This is a genomic window from Sphaerisporangium sp. B11E5, from assembly GCF_039871875.1.
GTDB lineage: Bacteria > Actinomycetota > Actinomycetes > Streptosporangiales > Streptosporangiaceae > Sphaerisporangium.
This window is the reverse complement of sequence record NZ_JBDPMD010000010.1, coordinates 159,345-175,540: the sequence shown is the minus strand read 5'-3', so window position 1 is coordinate 175,540 and position 16,196 is coordinate 159,345. Positions and strand designations below refer to the sequence as shown.

The 16,196-nt window shown below is 69.8% G+C and carries 15 protein-coding genes and 1 pseudogene; 13 read left to right on the top strand and 3 right to left on the bottom strand.

Annotated features, from left to right (window positions below):
- The first annotated feature begins 92 nt into the window (after positions 1-92).
- The 8 genes and pseudogenes from ABGB17_RS13280 to ABGB17_RS13245 form a co-directional block, all read left to right on the top strand.
- Complete coding sequence (locus tag ABGB17_RS13280; protein WP_347628997.1) at positions 93-1,880, top strand: ABC transporter substrate-binding protein; 1,788 nt, start codon at positions 93-95, stop codon at positions 1,878-1,880.
- Positions 1,881-1,883: 3 nt separating this feature from the next.
- Positions 1,884-2,921, top strand: a complete 1,038-nt coding sequence (locus ABGB17_RS13275; RefSeq protein ID WP_347628995.1) for an ABC transporter permease — start codon at positions 1,884-1,886, stop codon at positions 2,919-2,921.
- 22 nt (positions 2,922-2,943) lie between these two features.
- Positions 2,944-3,846, top strand: coding sequence for an ABC transporter permease (locus ABGB17_RS13270; RefSeq protein ID WP_347628993.1), 903 nt, complete (start codon positions 2,944-2,946; stop codon positions 3,844-3,846).
- 45 nt (positions 3,847-3,891) lie between these two features.
- On the top strand, positions 3,892-4,959 hold the full coding sequence (locus tag ABGB17_RS13265; RefSeq protein WP_347628991.1) for an ABC transporter ATP-binding protein: 1,068 nt from the start codon (positions 3,892-3,894) through the stop codon (positions 4,957-4,959).
- Positions 4,956-6,152, top strand: coding sequence for an ABC transporter ATP-binding protein (locus ABGB17_RS13260; RefSeq protein ID WP_347628989.1), 1,197 nt, complete (start codon positions 4,956-4,958; stop codon positions 6,150-6,152). The genes ABGB17_RS13265 and ABGB17_RS13260 overlap by 4 nt, the downstream gene beginning before the upstream one ends.
- Positions 6,149-7,051: a GNAT family N-acetyltransferase gene (locus ABGB17_RS13255; protein WP_347628987.1), complete on the top strand. Its 903-nt coding sequence runs from the start codon at positions 6,149-6,151 to the stop codon at positions 7,049-7,051. The genes ABGB17_RS13260 and ABGB17_RS13255 overlap by 4 nt, the downstream gene beginning before the upstream one ends.
- Positions 7,048-7,965, top strand: coding sequence for an N-acetylmuramic acid 6-phosphate etherase (murQ, locus tag ABGB17_RS13250; protein ID WP_347628985.1), 918 nt, complete (start codon positions 7,048-7,050; stop codon positions 7,963-7,965). Before ABGB17_RS13255 ends, murQ begins: the two co-directional genes overlap by 4 nt.
- A gap of 65 nt (positions 7,966-8,030) precedes the next feature.
- Positions 8,031-8,789 (top strand): annotated as a pseudogene (locus ABGB17_RS13245) (helix-turn-helix transcriptional regulator); the annotation flags it as partial.
- Positions 8,790-8,867: 78 nt separating this feature from the next.
- On the opposite strand, the gene ABGB17_RS13240 reads toward ABGB17_RS13245, so the two are convergent.
- Positions 8,868-10,223, bottom strand: a complete 1,356-nt coding sequence (locus ABGB17_RS13240) for an MFS transporter (protein WP_347628983.1) — start codon at positions 10,221-10,223, stop codon at positions 8,868-8,870.
- A gap of 786 nt (positions 10,224-11,009) precedes the next feature.
- On the opposite strand from ABGB17_RS13240, the gene ABGB17_RS13235 reads away from it, so the two are divergent.
- From ABGB17_RS13235 to ABGB17_RS13220, 4 genes are all read left to right on the top strand, one after another.
- Complete coding sequence (locus ABGB17_RS13235) at positions 11,010-11,321, top strand: alpha/beta fold hydrolase (protein ID WP_347628981.1); 312 nt, start codon at positions 11,010-11,012, stop codon at positions 11,319-11,321.
- Between the two features lie 82 nt (positions 11,322-11,403).
- Entirely contained in the window at positions 11,404-11,598 is a 195-nt protein-coding gene (locus ABGB17_RS13230; protein WP_347628979.1) for an alpha/beta hydrolase, read from the top strand.
- Positions 11,599-12,245: 647 nt separating this feature from the next.
- On the top strand, positions 12,246-12,530 hold the full coding sequence (locus tag ABGB17_RS13225) for a hypothetical protein (RefSeq protein ID WP_347628977.1): 285 nt from the start codon (positions 12,246-12,248) through the stop codon (positions 12,528-12,530).
- A 45-nt stretch (positions 12,531-12,575) separates the two neighbouring features.
- A complete protein-coding gene (locus ABGB17_RS13220; protein WP_347628975.1) occupies positions 12,576-13,124 on the top strand; it encodes a YciI family protein in 549 nt (182 codons plus the stop codon).
- Positions 13,125-13,199: 75 nt separating this feature from the next.
- Here ABGB17_RS13220 and ABGB17_RS13215 read toward each other — a convergent pair whose 3' ends face one another.
- A complete protein-coding gene (locus ABGB17_RS13215) occupies positions 13,200-13,787 on the bottom strand; it encodes a DUF6461 domain-containing protein (protein ID WP_347628973.1) in 588 nt (195 codons plus the stop codon).
- A gap of 402 nt (positions 13,788-14,189) precedes the next feature.
- On the opposite strand from ABGB17_RS13215, the gene ABGB17_RS13210 reads away from it, so the two are divergent.
- Positions 14,190-15,302, top strand: a complete 1,113-nt coding sequence (locus ABGB17_RS13210) for a hypothetical protein (RefSeq protein WP_347628971.1) — start codon at positions 14,190-14,192, stop codon at positions 15,300-15,302.
- 290 nt (positions 15,303-15,592) lie between these two features.
- Here ABGB17_RS13210 and ABGB17_RS13205 read toward each other — a convergent pair whose 3' ends face one another.
- Positions 15,593-15,787, bottom strand: coding sequence for a DUF397 domain-containing protein (locus ABGB17_RS13205; RefSeq protein WP_347628969.1), 195 nt, complete (start codon positions 15,785-15,787; stop codon positions 15,593-15,595).
- Between the last annotated feature and the right edge of the window lie 409 nt (positions 15,788-16,196).

Below are 16,196 nucleotides of genomic sequence, written 5' to 3'. Positions count from 1 at the left end.
AGCTTCATGCTAGGCTGTCATGAGGAAAAAATTTGACTGGCCCACTTTGGCGCCCGTATGGTCTCGGCAATCGGGGACCTGGAGCACACTTCATGAAGCGACGACTCGCAGCGATCGCGGCGCTGACCGCGCTCGCCACGGCCACCGCCGCATGTGGCGCCACAGAAGAGGGCGCCGCGGGCCCCGGTGGCATCTACACCACCATCGACGGTTCCAAGCAGATCGACGCGACCGCGCCGATCAATCCGTTCAACCCGCAGGGCAGCACCTTCGCCGGGTACGACGCGATGTCACTGGCCTGGCCGAAGAACAGCCTGCTGGACGCCGACCAGTTCTACCCCGGCATCGCCAGGAGCTGGACGGTCACCCCGGGCCAGGGCGAGGTGGACATCCACCTGCAGCCGGACGCCCGCTGGTCGGACGGCAGGCCCGTGACCAGTGAGGACGTCCGCGTCTCCATCGGGCTCGCCTACACCCAGGGCGGCAGCGCCTACACCGTGAACTCGGGCGCCGCCGGCGCGGCGGCCGACATCACCGTCCTGGACGGCAAGACCCTCAAGATCACCCAAGGCGCCAACCGCAGCAACGCGTTCCTGCGCAACGTGCTGTCCACCATCGTGGTGCCCGCCCACGTGTACGGCCACCTGCTGCCCACCGGCTTCTGGGACACCCTCAAGACCGCCAGGGGCACCGGCCCGGCCGCCGAGCGGGCCAAGGCCGTCATCACCGGCCTCGGCCAGCAGGTCATCGCGTTCGCCCCCGGCAAGGACGTCTCCGCCGGCCCGTTCGTGCTGGAGCGCGTCAACCCGGGCGCGGCCCTGCTGACCAAGAACCCCTACTTCTACGACGCCGCCCGCATCGGCCCGAGCAAGGTGAAGGTCCTCAACTACACCGGCAACGAGCAGATCTGGAACTACCTGGTCTCCGGCAAGCTCGACAGCGCCCCCTTCACCGCCGTGCCGGCCGCCGTGATGAACCGCATCGAGCGCACCCCCGGCAACGAGGTGCGCAGGGGCTACTCCCCGGTGGCGGCGGCCCTGGCGTTCAACCAGTCGCACAAGCCCTACGACGACCTGCACGTGCGCCGCGCCCTGGCGTACCTGATCAACCGTGCCCAGGTGACCAAGGTCGCCTCCCCTGAGGCCGGCACCGCGGCCGTCACGACGTCCGGCATCCACGCCAGCGCCGCCAAGGCCTGGCTCGGCGACGGCCTCGCCGGGCTCGACCCCTACAAGGTCGACCCCGCCAAGGCCGAGCAGGAGCTGAAGGCCGCGGGCATGGTCAAGAAGAACGGATTCTGGGCGATGCCCGACGGCTCCCCGTGGACGGTGCGCATCAACGTGCCCGCGTCGTTCTCCGACTGGGTGGCCGCCGCCAAGTCCGTCGCCAGCCAGCTCGGCGACCACGGCGTCCGCGCCACGGTGGTCACCTCGGCCGACTACATCCTGTACCTCGACGAGCTCGCCGCGGGGAAGTACGACGTCGGCTTCTGGCTGATGGGTCTCGGCCCCTCGCCGTACAACATCTTCCAGCGCCTCTACGGCTCGGCCAACGGCTGGCAGTTGCTCGCCGGCCGCCTGACGCACGTGCCGCCCGGCAAGCAGGGCAACTGGATGGGCGGCCCGGAGACCGTCGGCGGGGTGAACCCCGGCGAGCTCACCAACCGGCTCAACCTCGCCACGCCCGAGGAGCAGAAGCGCATCGTCGCCGCGCTGGCCCGGTTCACCAACGAGCAGTTGCCCGTCATCCAGATCTACGACTACGTCAACACCCAGTTCGTCAACACCACCCGCTACACCGGCTGGCCGCCGCCCGGCAGCGAGGCGCTCCGGCTCCCCGCGGGCGTGTGGATGCAGCTCGGCATGATCAAGAAGAAGTAGCGCATGAAGACACACCCGGCCCGGGGCCGTCCCCGGGCGAACGCCGTCACGCGACGCCTCGCGGGCCACCTCGCCCGGGGGCTCGCCATGATCTGGGTGGTCACCACGATCAGCTTCGTGATCATCCGCAGCATCCCCGGTGACCCCGTGAAGGGGCAGTACGAGAAGCTCATCGAGCGCGGCATGTCCCCGGACGCCGCCGAGCGGGCCACCGCCGCCCTGTACGGCTTCCTGCCCAAGGGCACCCTGTGGGAGCAGTACACCCAGTACCTCGGGGCGCTGCTGCACGGGGACTTCGGGCAGTCGCTCAGCACCCCCGGCACCGAGGTCACCACGCTGATCGGCGCCGCCGCCAAGTGGACGATCCTGCCGGTGCTCGGCGGCACGCTGCTCAGCTTCCTGCTCGGCGTGACGCTCGGCGTCTACGCGGGCGTCAAGCGGTCGGGCAAGCTCGGCGACCTGCTGTCCATCTCCGGGTCGCTGCTGCACGGCGTGCCGCAGTACGTCATCGGGCTCCTCATGCTGGCCATATTCACCACGCTGTGGCCGATCCTGCCGGCGGGCGGGCCGGTGGACGTGGAGTTCGCGCCCGGGTTCAACGGGCCGTACCTCGCCTCGCTGGTGCAGCACGCCACGCTCCCGGTGCTGACGTACGCGCTGGCCAGCTACGGCGGGTGGGTGCTCGCCATGAAGTCCAGCGTGGCGACCGTGCTCGGCGACGACTTCATCCTGGCCGCCGAGCTGCGCGGGCTGTCGCGCGGCGTGTTGTTCCGGTACGTGGCGCGCAACGCGATCCTGCCGCTGTTCACCATCCTCGCGTTGTCGCTCGGCATGTTGTTCGGCGGCGCCATCTTCATCGAACGCATCTTCAACTACCCGGGCCTCGGGTTGCTGCTCGTCAACAGCATCGGCGCCCGCGACTACGCCCTGATGGGCGGCACGTTCCTCGTCACCACGGTGGCGATCATCGTCGCCAACATCGCGGCCGACCTGCTGTACACCGTGATCGATCCCCGGGTCCGTACGGGAGGCGCGGCATGAGCCGACGCGGAGGGGAGGCGCCGTGACGGCGATCCTGGAGAACACCCGCCCGGTGCGGGTGTCCACGCGGCGCGACTTCTGGCGCGGCGTGCGCCGGGTGTTGCGCCGCAAGCCGAGCCGCATCGCGGGCGTGGTCATCCTCGCGCTGTTCGCGGCGATGGCCCTGTTCGGCCCGATGATCTACCCGTCGCCGCTGCCGAGGGACGACAACGCGCTGTACGCCGCGCCGAGCGTCGCCCACCCGTTCGGCACCGACTTCGAGGGCACCGACGTGCTGGCCCTGGTGGTCACCGGCGCGCGGTACGTCATCCTCACCGGCCTCGCCACCGCGATCATCACCGTCGCGCTCGGCACGGCGCTCGGCCTGATCGCCGGGTTCCACCGGGGCCGCTGGGACACCGCGCTGATGCGCCTCACCGACCTGCAGCTCACCATCCCCGGGCTGCCGCTGCTGCTGGTGCTCACCACGCTGTGGAAGTTCGAGAGCCCGCTGGAGATGGGCCTCGTGCTCGGGCTGCTCGGCTGGGGCGGGGTGGCCCGCGCGGTGCGGTCGCAGACCCTGTCGCTGCGCGAGCGCGGCTTCATCGAGGCCGCACGGGGGCTCGGGTTGTCCACCCGGCACATCATCGTGCGGGAACTGCTGCCCGGCATGGCGCCGTACATCGCGATGAACGTGCTCATCGCGGTCACCGGGGCCATCTACGCACAGGTGGGGTTGTTCTTCCTCGGGGTGCTGCCGTTCGACTCCAACAACTGGGGCGTGATGCTGAACCTCGCCGTCTTCGGCGGCGGTGCGCTCACCAGCACGGCCGCGCTGCCGTACCTGCTGGCCCCGCTGCTGGCCATCCTGCTGCTCACGCTGGGCATCGTGCTCATCGTGGACGCCATGGACGAGATCTTCAATCCCCGGCTGCGCGAGGAGTAAGACGATGACCACCACCATCCTCGTCCCGGCGTCCGGGGGCCGCCCATGACCGCCGCCCTCGCCACCGCCACCGCCGCCCCCGGCGTCGAGGTGCACGATCTCACCGTCGTCTACAAGACGCCCCTCGGTGAGCTGCCCGCGCTGCGCGGCGTGAGCATGACCGTCGAGCCTGGCACCATCACCGGCATCGTGGGGGAGTCCGGGTCCGGCAAGTCCACCCTCGCGTTGTCGCTGCTGAACGCCGTGCAGCCGCCGGGCCGGATCGCCGCGGGACGTGTGGAGATCGATGGGCTCGGCGACGTGCTCACCCTCGGCGGCGAGACGTTGCGGCAGGCCCGCGGACGGCACCTGGGGTACGTCTTCCAGGCGGCGCAGAACTCCCTGAACCCGCTCAAGACGGTCGGCAAGCAGTTGCTCGACCTCGGCCGCTCGCACGGCGTGCGGGACGGACGGGCCCTGGTGCGGGACGCCATGGGGCTGCTCGAACGCATGGGGCTGGACGGCGCCCGCGTGCTGGACTCCCACCAGCACCAGCTCTCCGGCGGCATGCGGCAGCGGGTCGGCATCATGCTGGCTCTGGTGCTCAACGCCCACCTGGTGATCCTGGACGAGCCGACCACCGCGCTCGACATGATCACCCAGGCGACGATCCTGCGCATCGTGCGCGAGGTGCACGAGGAGCGGGGCCTCACCACGCTGATGGTGACGCACGACATCGGGGTGGCCGCCGAGGTCACCGACCGGCTCGCCGTGATGTACGGCGGCCGGCTGGTGGAGCACGGCCCCACCCGCGACGTGCTCGGCACACCCCGCCACCCGTACACCCAGGGCCTCATCCAGGCCATCCCGCGCCTGTCCGGGGACATCACGAAGGCCCGCGCGCTGCCCGGCCGCCCGCCGACCCTCGGCACCCTGCCGTCCGCCGGGTGCGTGTTCCGGGAGCGGTGCCCCCTGCGTATGGACGTCTGCGAGACCGACGACCCGCCCGTCGTGGCGCACGGCGACCGCAGCGCCGCCTGCCACGCGGTCGAGCTTCCCACCCCGGCGGTCCGGGTGGAACGGGACGCCCCGGGCACGCGGGTGCCGGCCGGAGTTGAGGAGGACCACGCGTGATCAGCGGAACCGGCGTCACCAAGACCTACCGCCGCAAAGGGAACCACCTCGGCGCGCAGGACGTACCCGCGCTGCGCGGGGTGGACTTCACGGTGCCCAAGGGGGGCGCGGTGTCGTTCATCGGCGAGTCCGGGTGCGGCAAGACCACGCTCGGGCGCATCGTGGCCGGGCTGGAGACGTACGACTCCGGCGAGATCGTCATCGGCGACGTGCCGATGACGCCGCTGCGCCCCCGCAAACGGGAGCCGCACTTCCGCCGCATCCAGCTCATCCACCAGGACCCGTACTCGGCGCTCAACCCCAACCGCACCATCCAGCAGACCCTGCGGGCCCCGCTCGCGCTGCGCGCCCGGCAGGCGGGCCGTCCCGGGTCGTGGATCGACGAGCGGGCCGAGGAACTGCTGTCCCTGGTCGGCATCGACCCCGGGTACGTGTTGCCGCGCTACCCGCACCAGCTCTCCGGCGGCATGCGCCAGCGTGTGGTCATCGCCCGCGCGCTGACGGTGGACCCCGAGATGCTCGTCGCCGACGAGTCCGTCTCGATGATCGACGTCTCCATGCGCCTCAGCATCCTGGCGTTGCTCAAGGACCTGCGGGAACGCCTCGGCGTCAGCCTGATGTTCATCACCCACGACATCGCCACGGCCCGGTACATCGGCGACGGCAGCGAGCTGTACGTCCTGTACCGCGGCCAGGTCGTGGAACACGGCCCCACCGAGACCGTCATCTCCGGCCCCGTGCACCCGTACACCCAGGCGTTGCTCTCCGCCATCCCCGTGCTGCACGGCCTGGAACGCCCCGGCGCCGACCGCGTCGTCCCCACCGAGGCACTGGACGAACGCCGCCCCGACTCCGGCTGCCTGTTCGCCCGCCGCTGCCCCTTCAGCACCCAGCGCTGCTTCGACGAACGCCCCGAACTGGCCCACTGCCTGGACCCGTCCCACGAACACGCCTGCTTCCACCCCCACCGCCGCCAGGTCATCCCGGTGGAACGCTTCACAGGCGCCGGCACCGCGGTGAACGAGCCCCCCGCCGACGGCGGATGCCGACCGGCCGGCACGGCCACCGGCGGCGCTACTGGCACGGCTGCCGGTGGCGCTACCGGTGCGGCCGACGGCGGCTCCGCCGCCACGGCCACCGGCGCGCCCGGGAACGGCGCGGAGGCGGCGAGTCGTGTGAGGACCATCGCGTGACCGGTATCCGGCCCATGGCGGCCGGCGAGCTCGACGCGGTCGCGGGGCTCGCCTGGTCGGCCCTGACGCTGGACACCGACGAGGCCGGCGCGCTCGTCGCCCACCTGGCCGCACCGCCGCACGGCCGCGACTGGGCCGCGCTGGTGACCCCCGACATGGACGGCGTGGCGTTCGTCTCGACGTCCGCCACCCCGGGCGTCGGCCATGTGGACCTGCTCGCCGTCCACCCCGCCGCCCGCGGCCGCGGCCACGGCAAAGCCCTGGTGCGGGCCGCCGAGCACTGGCTGCGCGACCGCGGCGTCCACGAGGCCCGCCTCGCGGGCAACCCGCCGTGCTACGCCTGGCCCGGCATCGACGTCCGCTACACCCCCGCCGCCTGCCTCGCCGAACGCCTCGGCTACCGCCGCTACCGCACCGCGTGGAACATGACCGCCGACCTGACCGCACCCCCCGGCCCCCGTGAGCCCGAACTGGCCCGCCTCGCCGAGGCCGGCGTCGAACTGCACGCCGCCCTGGACGAGAAGGACCGCGCCGTGGTCGCCGGCTTCGTCCGCGAGCAGTGGAACGACGCCTGGGCCTGGGAGGCCGGACAGGCCACCGGCTGCCACTACGCCGTACGCGACGGCCAGATCCTCGGCTTCGCCGCCTGGGGCGCCCGCCCGACCTGGTTCGGCCCCATGGGCACCGCCGAACAGGCCCGCGGCCTCGGCGTGGGCCGCGTCCTCCTGCGCCGCTGCCTCGCCGAACAAGCCGCCACCGGCCAACGCGAAACCCAGATCGGCTGGGTGGGCCCCATCCACTTCTACGCCAAAGCCATCGGCGCCCGCGTCGAACGCGTCTTCTGGTTGTTCCGCCGCTCCCTGGACGGACCCGACCTCCCGGAAACCGAGGAGTCATGACCGACGACATCCGCCACCGCGCGACCGAACAGAACGACCCGCGCTACCGCGCCATCGACAGGCTCCCCACCGAGGAGATCGCCCGCCTGATGAACGCGGCCGACGCCACGGTCCCCACCGCCGTGGCGTCCCAGCTCCCGCAGATCTCCAAAGCCATCGACGAGATAGCGTCCCGCCTCACCCAGGGCGGCCGCCTCCTGTACATAGGCGCCGGCACCTCCGGCCGCCTCGCCGTCCTCGACGCCTCCGAATGCCCCCCCACCTTCGGCACCGATCCCGAGACCGTCCAGGGCATCATCGCCGGCGGCCCCGAAGCCCTGATCCGCTCCGTCGAGGGCGCCGAGGACGACGCCGAAGCCGGCCGCGCCGCGATGGCCGCTCACGACGTGGGCCCGTACGACGCCGTAGTGGGCATCTCGGCCGCCGGCCGCGCCCCCTACGTCGTCGCCGCCGTCACGGAAGCCCGCCACCGAGGCGCCTACACCGTGGGCCTCTCCTGCAACGAGTCGACCCCCCTGTCCGCCGCCTCCGACCAGCCCGTGGAGGTCATCGTCGGCCCCGAGATCGTCACAGGCTCCACCCGCCTGAAGGCCGGCACCGCCCAGAAACTGGTCCTCAACATGATCTCGACCATCTCGATGATCAGATGCGGCCGCACCTTCGGCAACTACATGATCGAGGTCTCCACCACCAACCAGAAACTCGCCGACCGCGCCGCCAGAATCGTCGCCGACATCACCGGCACCGACCCCACGACAGCCCGCGACGCCCTCCACGCCGCCGGCAACGAGGTCAAAACCGCCATCCTCATGATCGAACGCACCCTGCCCCCCCAAGCGGCCCGCCGCCACCTGGCCGCCTCCGGCCACAACCTCACCACCGCCCTGGCCACCGCGACCCGCGACACCCCCTGACCCGCACGGGCTCGCGTCGTTTCGCGATCGATCCGTTGAGAAGGCGGTCAAGTTAGCATTGGGTCGTGACTGCCGCCAAGGCCGGGCAAGGGGTCGGCCCGATAATCCGTGAGTGGCGTCGGCGCAGGAAGCTCAGTCAAAATGAACTCGCGTTGCGGGCGGACACCTCGGCCCGCCATCTGAGCTTTGTCGAGACGGGGCGGTCCACACCCAGTCGTGCGCTGCTGCACCGGTTGGCCGACGGTTTGGATGTTCCGCTCAGGCAGCGCAACACTTTGCTGGTCGCGGCGGGATATTCGCCCCAGTACCAGGAGACTCCGCTGGACGCGCCACGGCTTCAGGTGGTGCGGGACGCGATCGAGCGGCTGATCGCCGCGCACTCGCCGTACCCGGCGCTCGCGGTGGACGTGGACGAGAACATCGTCGCCATGAACCTCGGCACCGAGCTCCTGCTGCGTGACGTGTCGCCACGTCTGCTCGTCCCTCCTGTCAACCTGATGCGGGTGTGCCTGCATCCCGAAGGGCTGGTGCGGCAGGTCGTCAACGTCGAGGACTGGCGTAACCACCTGCTGGGGCGGTTGTACCGGCAGTCGGTCTACTCGGGCAGGGAGAGCCTCAGAGCGCTGTACGAGGAGATGTCGGCGTACGGGCCGGCCACGGCCACGGAATCTCAGGACCTGGCCGACCCGATCGTCGCCTGTGTCCACATGCATGGGCTGGGTGCGGAGCTGCGGCTTTTCTCCACCGTCACCACCTTCGGCGCGGCGACCGATATCACGGTGGCGGAGCTCTCGCTGGAGACGATGCACCCCGCCGATCCGGGCACCGCGGAGGCGTTCCTGGCCGCGACCTTCACGGGAATCCCGCGCGGCCTGGCCGGCCCGGCGGGGGACGTCGTCTCCTCAGGCCCGCTTCGCGTGGGAGCGGAGGATCAGGACGGAGGCGGCGACGCAGCAGACGATGAGCGGGATCAGGGAGGCGCCGAACGCCGGCGGGTAGTCGGCGGGGGTCGCGGCGCCGAGCGCGGGGAAGAACACGGTGCCGGCGAACGCGACGCCGATCGCGGCGCCACCTTCCTGCGCGGTGTTCACCGCTCCTGAGGCGGAGGCGGCGTGTTCCTGCCCGACGCCGGACAGGACCAGGTTCGTCAGCGGACCCGTGGTCATGCCCATCCCCATGCCGGCGATCAGCAGCGAAGGAACCAGCCACAGGACGTGGCCCTCCGAGCCGGTGGCGGTCACGGTGCTACCGATCAGGACATAGCCGAGGGCCAGGGTCAGCGGCCCTGACGCGACGAGTTTGTGGCCGAGACGCGGTGCGAGCCCGGTCGAGATGACGGACGACCCGAAGTACCCGGCGCCGAGAGCGAGGAAGACCAGCCCGGATGCGAGCGGGGAGAGTCCCCTGCCCTGCTGCAGGTAGAGGGCGAGAAGGAAGAAGAACGAGCCCATGGCCAGGAAGTACGTCACGGTGGCGGTGAGGCCGATCGAGAAGGTGCGGCCCCGGAACAGCGCCGGGTCGATCAGCGGGCCGCGTCCTTCCCTGCCACGCCTGCGCAGGTGCCGGACGGCGAGCACGGTCAGCAGAACCGCGCCGGCCGGTGCCACCCGGCTCCAGACGGGCCGGCCTTGCTCCTGTCCTTCGACGAGGCCGCTCACCAGCAGCGCCAGGGCGGTCGTCACGAGGGCCGCGCCGGTCAGGTCCAGGCGCGTCCCTCTGGGGTTGCGTGACTCAGGGACGAACCGGAACACGCAGGCCAGGGCCACGGCGCCGATCGGGATGTTGATCAGGAAGATCGTCCGCCAGTTGAGGCCCGCGACGTCGACTGTGATGAGCGCACCGCCGATCAACTGGCCGAACACCCCGGCGAGGCCGACCACGACGCCGTAGACGTTGAAGGCCGCGGCGCGGCTCGGCCCGGTGTAGACCGTGCCGATGACGCCGAGCACCTGGGGGACCATCAGTGAGGCGGCGAGCCCCTGGAAGACCCGCGCCGCGACGAGGATGTCGGCATTGGGTGCCAGGCCGCACAGCGCGGAGGCGACCGTGAAGAGCGCGAGTCCAAGAGCGAACATCCGGCGGCGGCCGTAGAGGTCACCCATACGGCCGCCGGTGATCATGCCGGCGGTGAAGGCGACGCCGTAACCCACGATCACGAACTGTGCGTGCGCATGACCGGCATTCAGTTCCCGCTGGATCGAGGGGACCGCCACGTTGGCGATGAAGTAGTCGAGAACGGTGATGAAAGTGCCCACCATGACCACTGCCAGAGAACCCCAAGACGGAGCCCTTGCGGAAACGACTCCCTCTTTGTTCTTGCTAGTCGTATGCTGTCCGGTTTCTGATGTCATTGGAGGGCTCCGGCCGTTGTGTCCAGACGTGACTTGGTACTGCCGGCAACCTTCCACGGCCGCCGATACGACGTCAATTACGTTGGAAGTAATGAAATCCACGGCCGAAGGCGAATTCCACAGGTCACCGCCGCATCCCCCTCACGTCGCGGCGAGCAGGTGGTGACGCTCACGGAGCGTGTCCGCATCGGTCCTGGATCCGCCCGCGCGGCTACAGTCCGCCCAACTCGCGTCCCGGACGGCCCTGATCGTCCAGCGGTGGAGCGGCATCGCGGTCATCCGACTCCGGCTCCGCCGCCCCCTCGCGGACGCCGACGGGTTCAATGAATGCCGCAGTCAAAAACGGTCTCACCGTGCCGTCGGGCCCTGGCGGATAACCGGGACTCTTCCCATCCGCACCTTTCCCCGCGACCCCCCTGATCGCAATCGCCTCATATTCCGTCTTGCTCTGCCCTCCCTGTTGGTCCTACCGCTCCATATTGGCCGGCGGTGCCGGCCTTGTATTTATTATTTATTCTCTTCGTTCGCGTGTTGACGCCTTCAATGGCCCCGGCAGGGCGGGAGGAGACCGGCCGCCCGTACGCGAGGCGCTGTGCGCGCGTCTGGGCGACCTCGCCTGCGAGCGATGCTGTGGGGATCTCTGTGCCGATCCCGGTGCACATCAGGCCGAGGTTGACAGGATTGGCCCACGGCATGGGCGACAGCCGTGAGGCGTACCGCTTTGTCGCGCCGGCCCTGGTGGCGGCCGGGTACCGGGTCGCGGCCGTGGACATGGGGGGCGGCGAGTCCAGCGTGGGGTGGGCGTTCTATACGCGGACGGACGTCGCGGACGACCTGATCGCCCTGGTGAACCACCTGGGTGGGCCGGCGGTGCTGGTCGGCCACTCCCTCGCGGGCGGCGCCGCCACGATCGCGCGGCGAAGGCCCCGTCGCTGGTCACCGCGGTGGTCGAGCTGGCGCCGTTCACCCGCAAGCAGCAGGTCTCGCTCGGCGACCTGCGGGTGACCCGCTACCGTCGCGCACGTTCCGCCTGTTCGGGTCCGCTCCCACGGACGCCGGAGCCCAACTGGGCAACGTCCGGTGCCCGGTGCTTGTCGTGGAAGGCACGCTCGACCCCGACTGGGCCTCGCCGCAGGCCGACGGCGAGGCGATCGTGGCCGCGCTGCCGCCCGGTCCTGGGCACCTTGAGATGATCCCCGGTGCGGGCCACTACCCGCACGTGCAATTCCCCGCGCAGGTGGTCACCGTGATCCAGTCGTTCCTGCACTCCGTCCGTGCCTAGGGCCGGCCTGACCATTGGCCTGCTGGCCCAGCGGGTCGGTGTGCGGACCCCGTCCCTCTACAAGCACATCGACTCCCTGGAGGCGCTCCGGCACGGCATCTCCATCCAGGCCAAACGCGAACTAGCGAAGCCAGCCGACGAGAAGCCGGATGCCACCACTGAACGACCGGCCCGGCCGGGACACTGTTCTCCATGTGCGCCGACCTCTTCGACGTCCACCGGCTCCGTCTCGCCGAGGCCGAAGCGCCGCGGTTGTCACCCGAGGACGAAGCAGCCAGAGATCAGGTGTGGGACGAGGCACTCCGGGCGAACCCAAGCCTCTTCGACGGACCGGTCGCGGCGTGCGCGGGCGTGAGGTGGGAGGGGCCACATGACCTCGTCATCTCCTGGGCGCGTGTGACCTTCCGGCACCACGCCCTGCGCCGTGTCCCGGGCAACGCCTCATGGCTGCCCTCGTTGTTCGTCAGCGTCGTCCAGCCGACGGACGGCCGGGGCGTGCTCGTGGCGAGGATGTCGCCGTCAACGGCCTCCCCGGGACGGTGGCAGCTACCTGGCGGTGCCGTTGAGCCGTCCGAGGAACATGACGGGCTGGATGAGACCGCTCTGTGCGCGGCCATGCCGCACGAGAGCTGGCTGAGGAGACCGGTGTGGAGGTGCCGCCCGGCGAACTCGAACTGTGGGCCGTCATCCGCGGCGAGGACCGCGGTGTCGGCCTCGTCTTTCTCGCCCCGTCCCGCCCGGCGGCGGCGCTGCGCGAGTGCTTCGAGAACGTGACGGCCGCCGAGCGGGCTCTGGGGCGTGTCCCTGAGCTCGACCAGATCGCTCTCGTGAGCTCTCATCATGAGCTTGGGGAGCTCGAAGGCCCGCGAGCGGACTATCTGGAGCCGGTCCTTCGCCGCTACACCGATCTGCGGAGCCGATGGCTTCGATGAGGAGGACGGAGCTGTCGCCGCGCTTCACGGTGGGTACTCTGCGGCATGGAGTTCTTCTGCTATCACCGCGATAGGCCAGACTCGGCGGCGCTGCGCGACAAGCTGATCGAGGAGCACTGGTCCTACATGGACCGGTACGCGGCGCAGATGATCGCCCGTGGCCCGACCTTCGACCGCGGCGGCGACACGGCCACAGGCAGCGTGCACATCCTCGACCTGCCGGATCTCGCCGCCGCGCGCGCGTTCGTCTTCGAAGAACCCAACTACCAGGCCGGTGTGTACCGGGACGTGATGCTGCGCCGATGGCGCAACGTGCTGGGCCGCACCATGTGGGATTTCCCCGGCGGCCGGGACGGCGGCGACCGGTACCTGGTGCTGGGCCTCGGCTCCGGTCAGGCCACAGACCTCGTCCCGCCGCCCGGCCGGGACGAGCTGATCGCGTACGGCCCGCTGCTGTCCGACGACGGCACCACCTGGCTGGGTACGGCGCTGCTGGCCCGGGCGCCGGACCCGGACACGGCACGGGCCGTCCTGACCCAGGACCGGTACGCCGGCATAGAGGTCCACGACTGGGCGTTCGGCGGGCGGCGGTGACGAACACGTGACCGGTACGGGTGGTGGCCGACGTGGCGCCGGCCGGGTGGGAGCCGTGTGTTCAGGCGCCGCTTCTCACCTTCGGATCTGGTAGAGCGTATGGTGGCGGCTGAGCCACTCCCACGTCAGGCCCGCGCCCGTGAACCGCTCGATGAGGGCAAGGGCGCTTGGCCTCCAGTCAGTCGACGAGATGTGCCCGAAGAGCGGCAGATCCTCCATATGGGCTTCCAGGGAGTCGGGAACTGGATATTCGCGATCGTCCAGTCGCCGTAGGAGGTAGCAGAACGTCCCCTTGTGAGCGTAAACGAGACGGTCGATCGCCTCAGCGGCGATGAGCAGGGATATGGCGTCCCCATCACCCGCCAGGCCCTCGATGACCTCCCTCTCCAGCCCCTCCCAGCCGTACGGCTCCACGGCTATGTTCCACGTGCCGGCCGTTCCGAGGAGGACCAGATTGCTCTGGATGTCCGACTGGAACGCGACACACGCCTCATCACGAGCATCCGGATAATCCATCGGCTTCGCCGATCGAGGATCCGCGCCGAACAAGGAAACCGCCGTCTCGATGTCGCAGCCGTTGAACCACGTGAGACAGGTGGTGTCCTCTTCGAGGGTCCAGTTCTCTTGCAGTAACTTCTTGTAACGGGTGATCAGATCGTTCATCAGGTTGATCTTCAAGAGAAGGGGCTGGTGGCCCTGAAGGCGTCATGAGGGCCACCGCGTGGCATCACAGATTCGGGATCGACGCGCTCCTGGAAGTCAAAGGCCAGGCGCGGGCCGGCGTCGAAGGCGTCACGGTCCTGAGGCACGGTCAGAGCGGTACGAATGGCGCGCAGGCTCTTGCCGGGCAGGGGAGCAGCGGCCGGGACGTGGGGGGCGCGCGCTCATGAGTCCACGGTACCGGCGAACTCCTATGAGCTCCCGTGGACTGAGGCGGATCGTTGGGGTTCACCGCACCCGTACATGCCGTCGGTGCAGGGAGGAACTGTTGGATGTCCGTGCCGCCCTGTTACGCCCTGGTGAAGTAACCGTCCCGATCCGTACGGGTGGCCCATCGTGGTGGCCATGCCACTTCCGTTACCGTCCCGGTTGCGTCCGCTGAAGCGTCGCGGGACTGCTGAGGACCGCTCGGTCGATCTGCTGCCCATCGGTGTCGCGCTGGCGGTGATGCTGGTGGCCGCTGCTGGTCTCGCCGCCGTGTTGCTGTTCGGGGCGTTCGCGTGGCTGGGGCCGCCGGCGGTGGGGCCGGGCGGGGTCGGGCTGACGGCGTTGCTGGACATCATCAAGATCGCCCTGGCGGTGGTCGGAGGGATCGGCGGCGCGGTCGCCCTGGTGGTGGCCTACCGCCGCCAACGCCTGGCCGAGGAGGACAACCTGCGTGCCCGGCAGGCCGCGCGCCGTGACGACACCAAGCTGTTCAACGAACGATTCACCACCGCCACCGGCCAACTCGGCAACGACTCCGCCGCCGTCCGCCTCGCCGGAGTGCACGCCCTGGCGGCACTGGCCGACGACTGGGCCGGCGGCCGGCAGATGTGCATCGACGTGATGTGCGCCTACCTCCGTCTGCCCCAACGTCCCGAGCCCGGGCCAGGTGGCGCGGCCAACGCTCACACCGCCTGGCAGGCCATGGGCGAGGTCCGCGCCACCATCTGGCGCCTGATCACCACCCATCTGCGCAAGGACGCCCCCATCCCGTGGCACGGCGCCGACCTCGACCTCACCGGCGTCACCATCACCACCGACCTCGACTTCACCGACACCCTCTTCCCCAGCGGCACCATCCGGTTCGTCCGAGCCGACTTTTCCGGCGGGATGGTCAACTTCCGCATGGCGAAGTTCTCTGGCGGCACGATCGACTTCGGTGGGGCGGCGTTCTCCGGTGCCACGGTCGACTTCGGTGGGGCGGAGTTCTCCGGCGGCGAGGTGGACTTCGGCGGTGCGGAGTTTCTCCGCGGCACCGTCCGCCTCCGCAAGGCGAAGTTCTCTGGCGGCACGGTCACCTTCACCGGGGCGGGGTTCTCCGGCGGCACGGTCGACTTCGCGGAGGTTCTTGACTGGTCCCACCCAGCCGTCGGTCTGCCTGATCATGCCCCCGGATTGCTGCTTCCTCCGCCACCTGCCGCGGTGGGCTCACCGCAAGCGACGAGTGAGGTGCAGGAGAGGGAGGAGACGTAGGCCCCCAGCAGCGAAGGTGGGGGGCTTACGCGGTGCCGTGGGCGCCGGTCCAGATGCCATAAGGCGGGATCACCCCTGCGTGCGCAAGGAGCACTCGATCGCGTATCTGCCCGAACTGATCGACAAGGGATCATTCCCGCGTACGCAGGGAGCATATTTCCTTGCCAGCAGCGTAGCCGCTGTCACCCGACGGTCCGAAGCGACACGACCTCGGAAGCTGCGGTCTGGCTTAGACTGCGCGTGGATTCAGACAGGCCTCCGGCCAATGGCCTGGGCCCGTTCTGTGGGTATCAGCGCATTTCGTCGGCTTTGATGCCAGCGGTGAAGGTCTGCCACTGAGCGGAGGAGACCTTGAGCGTCGGCCCTGTTGGGTTCTTGCTGTCGCGGACGGCTCGGTTGCCGCTGGGGAGATGTGCCACCTCGACACAGTTGTCGTTGGCTCCCGAGCGGCTGGACTTGCGCCAGAGCGGATTGCGTGGATTCATCGCCCTCGTCTATCTCTGAAGTTGATCGACCATAGCGTCCATGTGCCTCCCAGACTCTTCGGGCGAATCTGCCGCACTCATCACATGGCTGAAAATGAGGCTATACCGCTGGTACTCGTCCGCTTTCTCCAGCCAGAGGTTGTCGGTAGGCGTCTCCAGGTAGACCAGCCCTGGGTCATCGGGGAAGTCGAGGATGGAGAAGGCTCCGATCATTGCTGCGTGCGCGCGCCGACCGTTGGTGGGCCCAGCACGAGCCGCTCAGCAACGCTCAGGCGCAGGCGGGTTGCCGCCTCACCCTGGACGCGGACGACCTCAGCCAGATGGCGGAACCGCTCCAGCTCCAAAACGCGCTAGTCGCCTTGGTCAACCCCGCTGTCTGACTCGCACCGCCGTACGACCTCCGTCGGTC